General features: G+C 50.5%; 15 protein-coding genes. 4 read left to right on the top strand and 11 right to left on the bottom strand.

Annotated features, from left to right (window positions below; genetic code table 11):
• Nucleotides 1-255: 255 nt before the first annotated feature.
• From L9P87_RS14535 to L9P87_RS14525, 3 genes are all read right to left on the bottom strand, one after another.
• Nucleotides 256-663 (bottom strand): hypothetical protein, encoded by a 408-nt coding sequence (locus tag L9P87_RS14535; RefSeq protein WP_237445469.1) that lies wholly within the window; start codon nt 661-663, stop codon nt 256-258.
• A gap of 608 nt (nt 664-1271) precedes the next feature.
• Nucleotides 1272-4193, bottom strand: a complete 2922-nt coding sequence (locus tag L9P87_RS14530; RefSeq protein WP_237445468.1) for an HD domain-containing phosphohydrolase — start codon at nt 4191-4193, stop codon at nt 1272-1274.
• Nucleotides 4194-4301: 108 nt separating this feature from the next.
• Entirely contained in the window at nt 4302-5576 is a 1275-nt protein-coding gene (locus L9P87_RS14525) for a DEAD/DEAH box helicase (RefSeq protein WP_237445467.1), read from the bottom strand.
• Nucleotides 5577-5798: 222 nt separating this feature from the next.
• Between L9P87_RS14525 and L9P87_RS14520 the strand changes: the two genes are divergently transcribed.
• Nucleotides 5799-6152, top strand: a complete 354-nt coding sequence (locus L9P87_RS14520; RefSeq protein ID WP_237445466.1) for a hypothetical protein — start codon at nt 5799-5801, stop codon at nt 6150-6152.
• 6 nt (nt 6153-6158) lie between these two features.
• Here L9P87_RS14520 and L9P87_RS14515 read toward each other — a convergent pair whose 3' ends face one another.
• From L9P87_RS14515 to djlA, 5 genes are all read right to left on the bottom strand, one after another.
• On the bottom strand, nt 6159-6479 hold the full coding sequence (locus tag L9P87_RS14515; RefSeq protein WP_237445465.1) for a DUF3301 domain-containing protein: 321 nt from the start codon (nt 6477-6479) through the stop codon (nt 6159-6161).
• Nucleotides 6480-6497: 18 nt separating this feature from the next.
• Complete coding sequence (locus L9P87_RS14510; protein WP_354001902.1) at nt 6498-6776, bottom strand: peptidylprolyl isomerase; 279 nt, start codon at nt 6774-6776, stop codon at nt 6498-6500.
• Nucleotides 6777-6824: 48 nt separating this feature from the next.
• On the bottom strand, nt 6825-7427 hold the full coding sequence (gene yfbR / locus L9P87_RS14505) for a 5'-deoxynucleotidase (RefSeq protein ID WP_237445464.1): 603 nt from the start codon (nt 7425-7427) through the stop codon (nt 6825-6827).
• Between the two features lie 100 nt (nt 7428-7527).
• Nucleotides 7528-8322: a DUF3014 domain-containing protein gene (locus L9P87_RS14500; RefSeq protein WP_237445463.1), complete on the bottom strand. Its 795-nt coding sequence runs from the start codon at nt 8320-8322 to the stop codon at nt 7528-7530.
• 143 nt (nt 8323-8465) lie between these two features.
• A complete protein-coding gene (gene djlA / locus L9P87_RS14495) occupies nt 8466-9284 on the bottom strand; it encodes a co-chaperone DjlA (RefSeq protein WP_237445462.1) in 819 nt (272 codons plus the stop codon).
• Nucleotides 9285-9500: 216 nt separating this feature from the next.
• On the opposite strand from djlA, the gene L9P87_RS14490 reads away from it, so the two are divergent.
• Nucleotides 9501-9812 carry a hypothetical protein gene (locus L9P87_RS14490; RefSeq protein ID WP_237445461.1) on the top strand — a complete coding sequence of 104 codons (312 nt, stop codon included), beginning with the start codon at nt 9501-9503 and terminating at the stop codon, nt 9810-9812.
• Nucleotides 9813-9815: 3 nt separating this feature from the next.
• Here L9P87_RS14490 and L9P87_RS14485 read toward each other — a convergent pair whose 3' ends face one another.
• Together L9P87_RS14485 and L9P87_RS14480 are read right to left on the bottom strand one after the other, a co-directional pair.
• Nucleotides 9816-10355, bottom strand: a complete 540-nt coding sequence (locus L9P87_RS14485; RefSeq protein WP_237445460.1) for a glutathione peroxidase — start codon at nt 10353-10355, stop codon at nt 9816-9818.
• Nucleotides 10356-10452: 97 nt separating this feature from the next.
• Nucleotides 10453-11640 (bottom strand): acyl-CoA dehydrogenase family protein, encoded by a 1188-nt coding sequence (locus L9P87_RS14480; protein WP_237445459.1) that lies wholly within the window; start codon nt 11638-11640, stop codon nt 10453-10455.
• A gap of 281 nt (nt 11641-11921) precedes the next feature.
• Between L9P87_RS14480 and L9P87_RS14475 the strand changes: the two genes are divergently transcribed.
• On the top strand, nt 11922-13097 hold the full coding sequence (locus tag L9P87_RS14475; protein ID WP_237445458.1) for a helix-turn-helix transcriptional regulator: 1176 nt from the start codon (nt 11922-11924) through the stop codon (nt 13095-13097).
• Nucleotides 13098-13187: 90 nt separating this feature from the next.
• Nucleotides 13188-13424, top strand: coding sequence for a DUF2789 domain-containing protein (locus L9P87_RS14470; RefSeq protein WP_237445457.1), 237 nt, complete (start codon nt 13188-13190; stop codon nt 13422-13424).
• 51 nt (nt 13425-13475) lie between these two features.
• On the opposite strand, the gene L9P87_RS14465 is transcribed toward L9P87_RS14470, so the two are convergent.
• On the bottom strand, nt 13476-14135 hold the full coding sequence (locus L9P87_RS14465) for a DsbA family protein (protein ID WP_237445456.1): 660 nt from the start codon (nt 14133-14135) through the stop codon (nt 13476-13478).
• Nucleotides 14136-14148 lie beyond the last annotated feature (13 nt).

Raw genomic sequence — 14148 nt, 5'->3', positions numbered from 1 at the left:
CCCTTTGGGGTATATCGCTTAAGCCTTGCCATTACGTTCATCCTTGAACGATTGAGTATTCTTTAGTTTAGCTTCTATTTAGGGGCAGAGTAAAAACTAACCTTGAACATCCACACTGAAGAGACGACCACCTCAAGAAAAGACAATAGTTTTTACTCTGACCCTAAATATTTGAGTTTAATATCGTGCGACCCTATTGACTTTCCGCGAGCTCTTTGTATTTTATCTCAGCTATCCCTTTGACTTTAGAAAGAATTATTTTTTTTCACTGCCAGAAGATTCATCAAAACTATCAATTGAAACATTTAAAAATGACAAGATTGATATAAAATCAGACATATTAGAATATAGATCATCTTTATTTAAATCCATATCGTTATTTAAATTATGACCATGTATATACGACAAACAATCCTGAGAATACTTAATATATCCTTCCAGCTCTTCACTAAAATCAACCAAGCGATCCACCATATAAATAGTACTATTTATTTGATATATACCTTTCAACGCAGATATAACAGCCCCTCTATCAATATTACTATTATATATACAGACCCTTGAATTATCTGACGCATTATTTTCTTTCCCACCCGGCTCATCCGAAGAGCACGATAAGACAAATAAAAAAGACATCATTATAAAACTATTATTAAAGGTCATTCTGTCAATTCTCAATATATGGCTTATATGAAGGGTTTCTATTTTCCGGCTTAGGTGTATCAGGCTTCCACCCCTTCCCTCTAGCGCCAACGACATCACATGCCGTCAAAAGCTCATCCCACAATGTATCATCTTCAAAGCTTTCCCACTTTTCAGTTACTTCTTTAATCTTCTCAGACGTTAAAACTTTACCTTTTCTACACTTTTCCACTTCACAAGGGTCATCATATTTCTTGAAACAATATTCATAGTATCGTTGATCTTCATCCTTAAGTCTCTCAATCTCTTTAATCTATTTGGGGTCAGAGTAAAAACTAACCTTGAACATCCACACTGAAGAGACGATCACCTCAAGAAAAGGCAATAGTTTTTACTCTGACCCTAAATATTTTGCTAAATATTGTAAATATTTAAGTAGCACGTTTTTTCATGCTCTCTCCTTCTAGCGGTATTATCCACTAATTGGAGTGTCCGAAATACCAGGGGAGTATCAGGTCTTGCCTTTTCCCCAGCATTATTATTCTAACTATATGACTTAGTGTACAAAATCGAGCGGGAAAAGTTAAGCATAGCCCGGCCTGCAGCCGCGCTACCGCTAACAATAGTCGTTATAACGTATAACGATAATCGTCCGTATCCAACTGCTCCGGCTGCAAATACCGCTTGGCATAGGCGACGTAGACCTTCTCTCGCAGAAACAGCTCGAACAACTCTTCGTCGATATGATGACGGCGCGCCATACCCGACATGATGTCGAGTGACTGGCTGACCGGCTTGGCGGTTTTATAGGGGCGATCCGAGGCGGTTAAGGCCTCAAATATGTCGGCGATGGCCATCATTCGCGCACTGGCCGGCATCTGCTGTTTGGTCAGGCTGCGCGGGTAACCCTTGCCGTCCATGGTCTCGTGGTGGCCACCGGCAATCTCGGTGACCTCTGACAAATACTTGGGAAAGGGCAGTTTTTTTAACATGCTAATGGTTTGCACCATGTGCTCGTTAATCACATAGCGCTCCTCGGCGGTTAAGGTGCCGCGGGCCACCTGCAGGTTGTAGCGCTCGCCGCGGTTATATTTCAGCGGCGGCTTCACCAGGGTAAAACCATGCAGGTTTGGCGCCGCCTGATCGGCCACACCGCGGGCTATAATATGACGCGGTTTGTCGCTGAGCAGTTGCTCATGCACCGGCAGCTGTTGCGGCTCAGCTGTTGCCCGGTTGAGCTCCTCCCATGACAGGCCGATGTTATCCGGCAGGGTGCGCAGCCAAGTTTGCTCGCCAATCTCATGCAAGGTGTCAATATGGGCTTGATCCATCGATTCGGCGCCGAGGTTACAGCTGGCGATAAAGGCAAACTGCTGGTCGATTGTTTGCCTCTCCTGCTCTAACGCTGCCCATTGTTCGCCCTCAACCGCCCCGCCCGATTGCTTCAAATAACGGATTTCGGCATCGCGTTTGAGCACCTCGAAACGCATACGTACCTCGTGTAGGCGGTCGTAAATGGTTTCCAGCTTGGTCGATTTATCGACCACGTACTCCGGCGTGGTCACCTTGCCGCAGTCATGCAGCCAGGCGCCAATATGGATCGCCTCCCACTGCTCTTCGGTACGCTGATAGTCGGCATACTCACCCTCGGTGGTGTCACAGGCCGCCTGCACAATCATCTTGGTCAGCTCTGGCACGCGCTGGCAGTGGCCGCCGGTATAGGGGGATTTGGCATCGATGGCACCGGCAATCAACTGGATAAACGATTCCAGCAACAGCTTCTGCATTTGTAGCAGTTGTTTCGACTCGATAGACACCGCGGCAAAGCCCGACAACAACTGTAGAAAACTGGCCTTCGAACTCGCCATCGCCGTCGGCACCACGACAAATAACACGCCGATAGCCGTGCCAAAGCGGTTGTTCAACGGAATAGTGATTAACTCGCCCTGCTCGATCAGCCCAGCGGCTTTTAGCTGGTTAATCATTGGCCGCTCGGCGCCGGCGTGTTCCAGTGAATAGACCTTCACCTCGCCGCTGTTAAAACACTCCACCACCGCATGCTCGCTGTTGGCCAGCGGCAGCGTGTGCAGATCAGGGTGGCTGCGAACCGGTGCCGAGACCGCCTCACTGTTGGCATCCATCAGGCAGCTCAACTGCAGATTATCCTCGCCCTCGTCCAGCAGGTAGATGGCCGATAACACGCCTTCAGTGGCCTCCATCGTCGCCGTCGATACTTTCTCTAACAGGGCATCAAAGTTCTGCTCGTTGGCCAGCGAGTCGACCATGATTAAAAATTGATTAATGGTCTGTCGCATCATCGTCATGGTCGATGACAGCGTGTTGATTTCGCGAATAGACGATTTAAACGGCGCAGGCTCGGTAAAATCGAAAACACTGATGCGCTCGGCCTCGGCGATCAACCCCTGCAGCGGACGGGAGACTCTATGCGCCAATAAAAAACTGATTGGCAGCATTATTATAATTAAACTAATGACGATAAAAATCGCCTGCTGGCGCGTGTCATACAGTACGCTTAACAGCTGTTTTCTCGGTGCTACACCGGCAAATAATAATTTAAAATTCTGATCTTGATACAGTGACTGCACCGTGCCCAGCCAGGTTTCACCCTGATATTCAAACTGCAGCTGCTGATCACTCTGCATCAGCGGCGAACCGATGGCACGCCACAGCGAGCTTGCCATGGTATCGATCATCACCAACTCGCTGCCCGCATCGGATAGATGACCTAAATTGGGCGTCGCGACCACTCGCCCCTGTTGATCAAAGATTAACAATTCACTGGCATCCAGTTGGTTCTGCTGCGCCAACCATTGCGACAGCGACGCCAACGTAATATCACCGGCCACCACCGCCGAACCCGTGGCACTGGCACGGCTTAAGGTGATACCGATTTGATCCATCAGAAAGAATTTATAGGGCTCAGACAACATCAGGGTATCGTTGCCGGCCGATTGCTTAAACCAATCACGCTGTAACACATCGTACTCGCTTGGCTGAGCCGACTCCTGCTCAAGCAATACCAGGCTGGCGTCAAAGTAATGACGGTGAAGCTGCCGCGCCTGACCGGCAGCAATAATACTGTCCACCATATAACGGCTGTTATCAGGGGCGGTAAAACTATCGTCCAATTGAATCTTAGAGAGGTCACGAACAATGAAAAAATCACCGCTGTGATAGCCGACAAGTACCGACGACAGCGATGGGTTTTGACCCAGTGCCGTGGTGAGCAAAGGCAGGTATTCGAGCCGCTCGGCCGATGTGGCCGCCAGACCAATGTCGGTATTGGCCAATAACTCGATACCGATCGATATCGGCTGGTATTCATTCTTAAAGGTAGCGGCCGATTCGGAGGCAATTTGCTCAAACATCGACTGACTGGCGCTGAGGATTAGCTGACTACCCCGATAATAGCTGTAGCCGCCCAATACCGTGGTCACCACGATGACGACAGTGAGTAACAACAGGGCAATATGACGCTGCAGCGGGTAGTCGGATACCGACTGGACGGGGGGTTGGGCTTCTCTATCCATAGTCATTCCAGTGATTGTTAACGCTGGTTTTTGTTATTTTAGGGGTTATTGCCTGTCATTCGCCCCGCTGATGACATCCATGCCAGCCGGGGCGAAATAGACGCTGTGCTATTTGCCTGGTGCCGGTGCGTGGCTGTGGCGACGGCGTTTCTTTTTCACCGGCTCTTTTGCTTTTGCCTTCGCCTTGGCGGTCTTTTTCTTTTTGCTGCCGGCGATCTTACCCGAGGACTTAACCTTTTTAGGCCCCTTATACTCGACAGCAATACCCTCGACCCGGCGACGCTTCAGCGGCTGATCGAGATAGCGCTCGACACTGACTTTTAAATTCCACTCATTGCTGCACACAAACGAGATGGCAACCCCCTTGTTGCCGGCACGGCCGGTACGACCAATGCGGTGGACATAGTCATCAGCATTGCGGGGGAAATCGAAGTTAATGACCAGATTCACATCTTTGATATCCAGGCCGCGCGCCGCCACATCGGTGGCGACTAAGACCTGCGCCTTACCGTGACGGAAACGGTGAGTCACCTCTTTGCGCACCGGCTGGTCCATATCGCCATGCAGCGTCAGCACATCGAGTTTGTGATAGCGTAATAACGCACCGAGTTGGTCGGCCTGCAACTTGGTATTGGTAAACACCACCGCCTTGGTGGGGTTCTCCTCCTCAATCAGACTGGCCACCATCTTGGCCTTTTGCTTCGGCTCATCGGCGAGAATAATCTGCTGCTCGATGTTGGCATGGTTGTCCTTGGCCGAGTTGACTTCGATCTGGCTGGGCTCGTTCAGAATGGAGCCGGCAACAGTCATAATGCCACGGTGGTTCAGCGTCGCCGACAGCAGCAAGGTCTGGCGTTGATCATTACAGAACTTCACAATCTCCATCACATCGTCGGTAAAGCCCATGTCGAGCATGCGATCGGCCTCATCGAGTACCAGCGATTCAATATCGACTAGTTTGATGCCGCCCTTGTGTAAGTGCTCGATTAAACGGCCGGGGGTGGCGATAATAATCTCAGGGTTTTTGCGCAGTTCAGAGGCCTGCACCCGGTAGTTTTCACCGCCGGTGACCAAGCCCGCCGTCACCTTGGTATAACGCGACAGGCTCTGGGCGCTTTTAAACACCTGGTTGGCCAGCTCTCTGGTCGGTACCAAAATCAAGCCTCTGACGCCGGCACGGGGCTTGGGATTTTCGACAAAACGGTGCAGCATCGGCAACAAAAATGCTGCGGTCTTACCACTGCCGGTCTCGGCGCTGATCAATAGATCTTTACCCGCCATGATCTCGGGAATAGCCTGTGACTGAACCGGGGTGGGCTGGGTAATTTTGGTGGCTGCGAGGGCTTTTAACAAAAAATGGTGCAGTGAAAATTCACTAAACAATGGGGGTAACTCCTGAAAACTTCATCGATGGCGACATTATAGCTGTTTTTTGTTGGCTTTACTGCGCCGCACGGGCCGCTGACACGAATTATCCACGGTCAGCCAATCAGACCAACAAAAGCACGTGAAAATAACGACAGGGAACTTGTATTTTCAGTCCAAAAACACCTATTATTGATTCACTTTCAAGCTGTTATCCCATGTCAAAAATAAGGAAGTTGTATGATTACCTATCTCTACTGGGGCTGTACGCTCTTTGTCGTCATCACTATTTTCACGGTGATGTTCCGGGCCGGACACTCGACAAAATGGGCCACTATTATTGCCGGCACCCTGCTGTTCGTCAGCTGGAGCACCTATCACTTTTATCTGCAGCAGATTTTTGTCAAACGCTGGGGCGGGGTAATGACCATCTCGGTGCCCGAGGGGCATCAATACATGGGCATGACTTGGAAGGAGGATAACCTGTGGTTAGAAACCTATAACCCGGAGAAAAACCAGTGTCGCTTTGCCGAGTATTCCCGCGGTGATTTGCTGCAGGGCCGCGTCATCGTCAAAGACTGCAACCCCCGCTAACAGAGGTTAATGAATACGGTAGGGCTGCAGCTCTATCGTTTCTATCTCTTTGCCCAGGGTGATGACCCGCCCCAGGTAGCGCTCATCACCGGTGGAGCTGAACTCAAACTGATAGGCCCGCCAGACACGAATCCGCCCCGCCTTATCACGTTTCAACCACAACCGATTTAATGCCACGCAGTCATCGAGCAACTGCACATCCTCGTTATCACAGTACTGTTTGGCCTGACGAAAAGCCCACTCTCTCATGCGTCGACTGCCCGCCCAATACCAATAGGCCAAGGCCGCAGCCATCACCCAGAATAAATCTCCCACTTCAATATACAACGGCGTTTCCTTATTATTTTAATCGCGGTAAATCGTTTCTATCAAATGGTAACCAAACCGTGTCTTGACCGGGCCATGCACGGTTAACAGCGGTTTTTTAAACACCACATCATCGAAGGGCTTGGCCATTTGGCCTCGGCGAAACTCACCGAGATCGCCACCGCGCTTCTTGCTCTTACAGCTCGAGTGGCGCTTGGCCAGGTGGGCAAAATCGGCGCCCTGCTTTAATTGCTGCTTCAGTTTCTCGGCCTCGGCCGCTGTTTTTACCAAAATATGTCGAGCACAGGCTGTCGCCATGATGAATTCCTCTAGCACAATAGCGCCATTATAAAGCAAGGCCGGTGGCTAATCATCCAAACTGAGTGGTTTTAGCAGCTCATCGAGGGTGAGCTGATAACTGGGCACAAAGGTGGCGAGAAAGTAGTCGACTTCTGGCACCGACAACTGAGACAACCGCAGCGCAATATCCTTGGCTGCCTGATTAAACTCGATATTGCCACTGATTATCTCGGCCTGGCACTTGATATAGGCCGAAATAGTATCCGCCGCCTTGATCAGCGACTTGATCTCCGGGTCAATATTCTCTTCGATGAGCATGGTACTGTAATCGGCCTGCAGCGGCTCTGGCAGCAGCTGCAATAGCTCTTGCTCGGCACTGCGCTCGATGGCCTTATAGGCCTCTTTGATCGCCTTGCTATGGTATTTAATCGGTGTCGGCATATCGCCGGTAATCACCTCGGTGCAATCGTGATACAACGCCGCGGTCGCCACCGCATTGGCGTCGATATTACCGCCGTACAAGCGGTTGCGCAGCAGTGCTAAGCAGTGGCTGATGGTCGCCACCTCCCAGCTGTGCTCCATGACGTTTTCTTTCACCGTATTGCGCTTCAAGCCCCAGCGCTGAATCCAACGAATCTTACTGATGTAGGCGAAAAAATGACTGGTCATAGTAATCCTGTGATAACTGATATTTGCCGTGATACTTATTAACCTAACACTATCAAAAAAAAACCGCAGCCAGGCTGCGGTTTTTTCGACGTGATTGCGCTTACTTGTACTTATTAAACTCGATGAGAAAGGCCTGCACTTTTTCGCGGTTATAATCACCCAGACGCCACATCAACTTATCGATGTCGCCGCTGTCTTCCAGCGTCTTGTCATCGTAGGTGTAAAACACCACTGGGCGGTCGAGTTCCGCCGGTTGCTGCAGGCCCTGAACCGCCATTAAGCGTTCGCTGGCGCGGTCAAAACTGTCGGCAAAGGTACCGGGTTTGCCCAGTTCTCGGTAGGCCTCCTCCAACATTGGCAGCCACGATTGATAATAGCGAGCCACGGTTTGTGGATCCATTGCCGTGACGGCATTGATCAACTTGTCGGCACGATTAAAGTTGGCCTCAGACATCTGAAAGCCGGTATCGGCATCGCCACTGACCGCAAAGCCATCCATATGATAACTGACCGGGCTGTACTTGCCTGGCAGGCTATCGTTGGCAATATTATCGATGGCCAGCACCCATTTACGCAGCTGCTCTTGCGGAATCAGCCATTTACCCAGCGATGGCGATAAGTCGGCCACCGCCTCTAATACCGTCACATCGCTGTTATCGAGCGCCACCGGGGGCGGCGTAATCGGTGGCAGCGCTGGAGCCTTGGTCACAGGTGCCTCAACCTCAACCACTTCTGGCTCTGCCTCAACGACAACCTCAGGAGGCTTGGGGTCTATTTCAGCCGGCAGGGTCACCGGTTGTTCGATAGGCGAAGCCGGCTCTGGTTGTTGGCTGACCAGCCAAATACCACCAGCGGCAATAATCGCTATCGGTGCAACGATTTTCCAGTTCATCATTAGCCTCATCATTATTGAATAACACGTTATAACCAGTATGGTGTTTTATCCGTGTTTACTCGAGCAACAATCAATTCATTGTCACTAAACTATAGACACTCGTGCAGTAACAAAACCTCTAATAGATCAAATAATGCGTTAACTTATTTACCGCCGCGGTGCTTCTTTATCAGCTCATAAGCAGTTGTTATCTCTTGCGAACGCTCAGTGGCCATGCGCAGCATATCATCGGGAACGCCCTGACCACGGAGCTTGTCAGGATGGTTTTCACTCATCAGCTTGCGATAGGCACGTTTGAGGGTTTTATCATCATCACTCTCACTGACACCCAGCGCCTGGTAGGCCACAGCCAATTCCTGCTGCGTGGTTGGCGGCCGGTTGTAGCTATTCTGTTGGTAGCCCTGCTGGCCACCAGCCTTAAAGCTTGACTGCGCCTGTATCATCGCCAGCAATTGCTTGAAGGCGAAATCCGATATACCCATCGCCCGAGAGACATCGGCGAGGATTTGCTGCTCTTGTTGATCGATCTCACCATCGGCCATGGCCGCGCCAATCAGGTAGGCCAGTAACATCCGCTTTAGGTTGGCGTAACGGGCACAGGTCTGATTGAACTTGGCCATGATCTCGTCGACGGTAAACTCACCGGCGGCACCGGATTTAAACAGCGCAATAGCCTGCTGACGGTGCTCCGGGCTTAAACCCTGCTGATCCATTACCGCCGTCGCCTGAGCGATTTCTGCCTCACTGACTCGGCCATCGGCCTTGGCCAGAATACCCATCAGCGAGAACACGGTTTCGAAAAACACCTGTTGCGCCGCCGCCTGCTCTTCGGGGCTCATGCCACCCCGCCCCAACCCCATTAACGAGCGATCGAAATAGCGACCGATGAAGTAACCAATTAAGGCGCCAGGGAAATTTAAAATCACAAAGCCTAAAACAATACCGATCAAGCGTCCAAACATGGAGTAACCCTTAGTCACGCTGCTAACACCGACACAAACAGCGCTTAACAACAAAAAATTTGTCTATAAACCTACATAGATAAGGTTGATGACCTGTAATATCAATAGGGGTTTGCCCCTATCTTCAGATTTAATACTATTGTTAGCATTCGGCAAGTTGATCAATGCTACAATAGCCCGCTGAATTCCTCTGACCGAGTCTTGACCGTGAAAAAAATGCCAACCAAAGCCGATATACGTGATGAACTGGAGCAACAAATCTCCCAGTTTATGCACAGCGGTGGCGCAGTGCATCAGATTGAGCGAGGACTCAGCGGCCGCATCGATAATAGCAAGCCGTTGAATCAGAGCAGTATTGGCTTTGAGAAACCTAAGGATCAGCGGACACCTCTGCCCGATGTGGTATCAGAGTTGGAGGCCAGAAGACAGCCTACCAAACCAACAACCAAAACCAGCAACAAGAAACCAACGCGAAAAATGCTCTACGACGACTTCGGCGAGCCGCTACGCTGGGTTTGGGTAGAGTAAAGGCTACAAGGCCTCGACTATTGCAGCCTCTATATCACCGCCCATCGGCTCCTGCTTTGAATTATACCCCTCGATGACCTGACCATCTCGGCCAACTAAGTATTTATAGAAATTCCACTTCACCGACAGATCGCTCTGATTTTGCAGCTCGGCAAACAGGGCGTTGGCATCGCCGCCTCTGACACTGCTGGTCTCAAACATCGGAAAGGTCACACCGTAATTGACATAACAGACCTTGGCGGTCTCGCCACTGTCGTTATGCTCTTGAAAGAAATTATCCGAGGGAAAGCCCAGCACAACCAAGCCCTGGTCTTTATACTTTTGATACAACGCTTCAAGTTGCTCAAACTGGGGGGTAAACCCACACTTACTGGCGGTATTGACCACTAACAACACCTCCCCTTCATAGCTATCACAGAGATTGACTTGCTCTTCGCTACGCAATTTTTGGTGGCTGTAATCAAGTAAATTATTACAGCTGGCAAAGGTATTTGTCGTCCATAAGCCGGCCAAAACCAGCGACATCATTGGTAACATCTTCATATCACAGCTCCCTCTAAAAAATGACACTTTTGTTATTGCCTAACCATAACAAAAAAGCCCGCACAATGGCGGGCTTTATTAGCAAACAAACAACCGCTTAGATAAAGAAGTCGGTATTTGCTCCGCCCAGCTCAACAGCACCTAGGTTGCGGCCGTAATTACTCGGGTTATTGGCAACATGGCCACGACCAGCATTGATATCCAAGAATGGACGGTTTAACACATGGCTGGCAAAGACGGCACTGCCACCGGCACAACCCATCAACTTGCCAATACCGGCAACGCAGCGCTCTGAAACCAATGAGGAGTTCCAACGCATCTTCACCCGTTCATCGATGCTCAATGGCTCTTCTTCGCCGCGGGCGGCGGCCATCGAACGCTCGAAATCACGTTTGAGTACCAACTCCAACTCATCGACAATTTGAGTCACCTCGGCGATAACATACTGCGCCGTTGGGTTTTCTTTGGTCTTCTTGCCATCGTTAACACCGACACGAACAGCAGTGGCATCAACATAATCTTTCAGCGCGCCGCGAAGAGCACCAATCGATGAAGCCGAAACCGCCCGTGGGAATATCTGGCCGAATGGAATCTTATACAAGGCGCCATCGTTAACTGCATTACCCGGGCTGCTAAGACCAAAGGCGTCGACACCCTTATGAGTACGGTAGTCCGGAACAAAGGCGTTCTCGACCACGATATCATGGCTGCCTGTGCCCTGAAGGCCCATCACATCCCAGTTTTCGACGATCTTGTAATCTGATTTTGGCAGTAAGAAGGTGCGCATATCCGGTGCCTGGCCTGGGCCAGCCGGTGGAATCATGCCACCGAGGAAGACCCAATCACAGTGCTTAGAGCCGGAGGAGAAGCCCCAGCGTCCGCTGAAATTAAAGCCACCGTCGACGACTTCAATCTTAGCCACAGGCATGTAAGAAGAAGAGATCAGCGTTGTTGCATCCTCACCCCAAACATCCTGCGCTGCCCTATCGTCAAACAGGGCCAGCTGCCAATTATGGATAGCGATGACACCCAATACCCATGCACTTGACATACAACCTTCAGCAACCGCCATTTGAACATCGAAAAAAGCCTGTGGATCGAGCTCGTAACCACCCCACTTAGCCGGCTGTACTATTTTGAAAAACCCGGCTTTCTGAAAGTCGGCAATCGTCTCATCGGGCAGACGACCCAATTTGGCGGCTTCAGCAGCGCGTGACTTTAGTACTGGAATGAGTTCTCTAGCAGCGGCAACTAATTGCGCGTGTAACTGTGCTTTATCCGTCATTTTTTAGCTCCTAATGATCTCACGGGTGTCATGAGTTCGTTGATATCGGATTAACTGCACCCGGCAGTTTCTTTATTTAATGAAAATCATTGTACCGATACCAAGGCAAGGTACATCACTTAAATGAGTTACAAATTATCAAGGTAAGCCCCGGTTAATGACGGGGCTGTCATTTAACGAATAAAACCCTGCCCGCGGCGATAGATAAGCGTAAATATTCGTCTTTAAGCCGTTTCGATGTACAATGCTGACTCTTTCTCTGCTAGCGTAAAATGACCCAAATGAGTGTAGACAGCCACAAAACATTCGAACCCCTGACCAGTTACGACAAATTGGTCGACTCGGTATATCAGGGCGCCTTAGATGCCACGCCCTGGCAGCAATTTTTGAATATTATCTGCCAACAACTGAAAGCCGATGTGATCTCGCTGATCATCCGGCCTCCGGCGGATGACGATGATGGCCTTATTCTTAATTTCCGCAACAGCCAGAGCAGTAAAGACAATGTTGCCGACCCGAAAGACTGGCCAGTTACCGCGTATCAACAGCATTATTTTTCGCTGGATCCATTCACCAATATCACGCCGGGTAAGGTGGTCACGCTCAGTGATTTGTTACCCGCCGATGAGATTAGCAAGAACGAATTTTGCAAGAAATATCTCGAGCCCGCCGGCGTCTTCCACATTCTCGGCGCTGACACCCGAGACCCCAGCGGCTTCTGGGCCCGTTTTCGCGCCATGCGCAGCCAAAACCACCCAGACTTCGATCAGCCAGAACGCGACCTGCTCGAGCGCATCATGCCCCATCTCTCGCGTGCAGTTGAGATTCACAGTCGGTTGCAGCAGACCAAATCCGAGCGTGACTTATACGCCGGGGCGGTATCGCAGATGTCGATGGGGACTATTCTGCTCAACGAACACGGTGAAATGCTCAAATCCAACGCCGTCGCCAAGAAGCTACTCGACCAGCAGGACGGCATCCGCGTGGTACAGAAACAACTGGTACTCGATGACAAAGAGGATGACATCGCCTTTAAGAAACGCCTCAATAAAGTCATTAATGCCGCCACCCATCACTCTATGCAGATTGTCGAAGCCAGCCGGGTACAGCGCCCCAGCGGCAGTGCCGACCTCGGCATCGTGGTGCGTCCGGTACCCAAACCGCAGTGGACTGATGGCCAGGGCGGCCCCACTGTCGCCGTCTTTATCAGCGACCCACAGACAGAAGCCAGTACCTCTCGCGATACTATTATGCAATTATTTGGCTTTACCAAGGCCGAAGCATCACTGACTCTGCAATTGGCGCACGGGCTAACCCTGGCCGAGGCCTCTGTTATATTAGGTGTCAGCCAACACACCTCCAGGGCTCAGCTAAAATCTGTCTTCTCGAAGAGTGGCGTCAGCCGTCAGGCAGAGTTGATTCGGCTGGTTTTCAAGTCGGTGGCCACCCTAGCCTAAGCTCGCAAGATGCTCAAGGATGAGTATCCTCGCTAAAGCCCCCACCGCGTCTAAACTAGTCTCATCACATTGTCACAGAGACTGAAATCAATGGACACATCTACCCACACCATGAACAACTTGTTTATCCAACTTGGCTTAAGCGGTGACGAAAGCGATATCGAGCATTTTATTGCCCGCCATGTGATCGATTCCAGCCGCAATCTAGCGGAGGCACCGTTTTGGAGTATCGCTCAGGCTGAGTTTCTGCGCAGCGCAGTCGAAGACGATGCCGACTGGGTTGGCATCGTCAACCAGCTTGATGTGCGCTTAAGGCGCGGTGACTAGCAGAGGAAGGAATAGCACTGCAATATCCCGCCAGGTTCGGCATCAATAGAGTTACTGACCCGGATACTGCCTTGCCACTTCCTCGGCGACCAAATCTTCCAATTGCTGATAACCAAACTGCGTCATGGCACGACCGTTGACGAAGAAAGTGGGAGTCTTTGCCACACCCAGAGCCTTGGCATCGCTCAGATCCTGGGCCATCCGTTCCTTATAAAGACCACTTTTTTGGTCTTCAGCCAACTGCTGCAAATCGACACCGACAGCCTCTAGGTGAGGCAATAGTTTATCGACCGAGGCGACGTGATTGGCTGTCCAGTCCTCTTGATACTGCAACGTCACATGCAGGGATTGCCAGAATTTTTGCTGTGGCACAGTGGCGTTAAGCACCTCTACCACCTCATCGGCGCCTCGGTGAAAAGGCACAAAACGCGTCTCTAGCTTAACCTTGCCCTTGTATTGTTTGAGTAGATCATTAACAAAGGGGTAAAACGCTCGACAAGCCTCACAGGCAGGGTCGAGAAACTCCACTATGGTCACCTTGGCGCGCTGTTGTCCTTTTGCCTGCACATAATCGCGACTTAAAAATTCCGAGGTTTCGTTTGGACCGGCAACGGTGCGATTTTTCGCCTGTTGCTCGAAAACAAACACAACCATAATAACAACCAGTAACAACGCCAAAATAGACGATAGAATCAAACCTTGCTTCTTCATAAATAGCATCTCA

The sequence above is a fragment of the Sinobacterium norvegicum genome, from assembly GCF_923077115.1.
In the GTDB taxonomy this organism is placed as follows: domain Bacteria; phylum Pseudomonadota; class Gammaproteobacteria; order Pseudomonadales; family Sinobacteriaceae; genus Sinobacterium; species Sinobacterium norvegicum.
This window is presented reverse-complemented; position numbering and strand designations above follow the sequence as displayed.

Excerpts from the sequence above, each read along its gene's own strand:
- L9P87_RS14490 (WP_237445461.1), top strand. The coding sequence starts at position 9,501 with ATGCCAACCAAAGCCGATATACGTGATGAACTGGAGCAACAAATCTCC.
- djlA (WP_237445462.1), bottom strand. The coding sequence starts at position 9,284 with ATGTTTGGACGCTTGATCGGTATTGTTTTAGGCTTTGTGATTTTAAAT.
- yfbR (WP_237445464.1), bottom strand. The coding sequence starts at position 7,427 with ATGACCAGTCATTTTTTCGCCTACATCAGTAAGATTCGTTGGATTCAG.
- L9P87_RS14520 (WP_237445466.1), top strand. The coding sequence starts at position 5,799 with ATGATTACCTATCTCTACTGGGGCTGTACGCTCTTTGTCGTCATCACT.
- L9P87_RS14510 (WP_354001902.1), bottom strand. The coding sequence starts at position 6,776 with ATGGCGACAGCCTGTGCTCGACATATTTTGGTAAAAACAGCGGCCGAG.
- L9P87_RS14500 (WP_237445463.1), bottom strand. The coding sequence starts at position 8,322 with ATGATGAACTGGAAAATCGTTGCACCGATAGCGATTATTGCCGCTGGT.
- L9P87_RS14485 (WP_237445460.1), bottom strand. The coding sequence starts at position 10,355 with ATGAAGATGTTACCAATGATGTCGCTGGTTTTGGCCGGCTTATGGACG.
- L9P87_RS14475 (WP_237445458.1), top strand. The coding sequence starts at position 11,922 with ATGAGTGTAGACAGCCACAAAACATTCGAACCCCTGACCAGTTACGAC.
- L9P87_RS14535 (WP_237445469.1), bottom strand. The coding sequence starts at position 663 with ATGACCTTTAATAATAGTTTTATAATGATGTCTTTTTTATTTGTCTTA.
- L9P87_RS14470 (WP_237445457.1), top strand. The coding sequence starts at position 13,188 with ATGGACACATCTACCCACACCATGAACAACTTGTTTATCCAACTTGGC.
- L9P87_RS14465 (WP_237445456.1), bottom strand. The coding sequence starts at position 14,135 with ATGAAGAAGCAAGGTTTGATTCTATCGTCTATTTTGGCGTTGTTACTG.
- L9P87_RS14530 (WP_237445468.1), bottom strand. The coding sequence starts at position 4,193 with ATGGATAGAGAAGCCCAACCCCCCGTCCAGTCGGTATCCGACTACCCG.
- L9P87_RS14480 (WP_237445459.1), bottom strand. The coding sequence starts at position 11,640 with ATGACGGATAAAGCACAGTTACACGCGCAATTAGTTGCCGCTGCTAGA.